This is a genomic window from Bathymodiolus azoricus thioautotrophic gill symbiont (assembly GCF_001298715.1).
GTDB lineage: Bacteria > Pseudomonadota > Gammaproteobacteria > PS1 > Pseudothioglobaceae > Thiodubiliella.
This window is the reverse complement of record NZ_CDSC02000171.1, coordinates 1-940: the sequence shown is the minus strand read 5'-3', so window position 1 is coordinate 940 and position 940 is coordinate 1. Positions and strand designations below refer to the sequence as shown.

General features: G+C 30.4%; 1 protein-coding gene. It reads left to right on the top strand.

Features of this window, described 5'->3' with window-relative positions; genetic code table 11:
- A partial coding sequence (locus BAZSYMA_RS03400) for a pentapeptide repeat-containing protein (RefSeq protein WP_206599440.1) occupies positions 1–909 on the top strand: 909 nt, incomplete at its 5' end.
- Positions 910–940 lie beyond the last annotated feature (31 nt).

The following is a 940-nucleotide window of genomic DNA, read 5'->3' as shown; positions in this document are numbered from 1 at the left end:
AGGTTAGTTTTGATAGTGCCCAATTTACTAACATATGCTAAATTTGATAGAGTAAAGTTTAACAAAGAAACTAGTTTTAATCTCGCAACATTTAACAAAAATGTTACCTTTAATGGTGCAGAATTTAGTGGTGAAGTCGAGTTTCTTGATACAATATTTAACGATGGGGTTGATTTTAGAGGCCAGAGAGTCCGTACTGCTAGCAATAATAAATCGTTTACTGGAGACCTTTGCATAAATATGAATAATCATCAAAACGCCATTTTTCACCAACTTGACAATTTTATGAAACACAGCTATAGCTTTGCTATGACTATATTTCATAAAATCACCAATTCGGCAAAACTTGTCATTTTGCTAATCATTCCTACTTATGCAAAAGTCTCTACTGATATTTTATATTTACCAAAGTTTTCTAAAAAAGTTGATTTTACTGGTGCTATATTTAACAATTTATTGAATTTTTCAGGTGTTGAGAACATCAATCTTGATTTAAAGCATACGATTATTGATAGGATGGAATATGACAATACAAAGTTTAGTTCAGACAATCGAGAAACCTTTTTAACCCTTAAAAATGTTGCACTCAAACAAAATGATCAAATTAAAGCCTTAGAATTTCACACACAAGAATACCAAATTCACTTAAAAGCGTTAAGAGAAAATAAAACAAATAAAAATTTATCAGATAGATTTGTTTTAACTTTTGAGTCTTGGGTAAGTGCTTTTGGAACGAATGTTATTCTCTCAATAATGAGCTTTGTTGGTGTTGTTATATTGTTTTATGTTTTGATTAACGGCTTTAATTACGATGCAAAAACTATTGTTGATTTTGTTTCACCATTGAGTTACGATATTGATAAGATGTCCAGTTTCACCACGTTGTTCCAGTTTGAGCATTTGAACTAATGATTCTCAAACCACGCACAATCGTCATTTT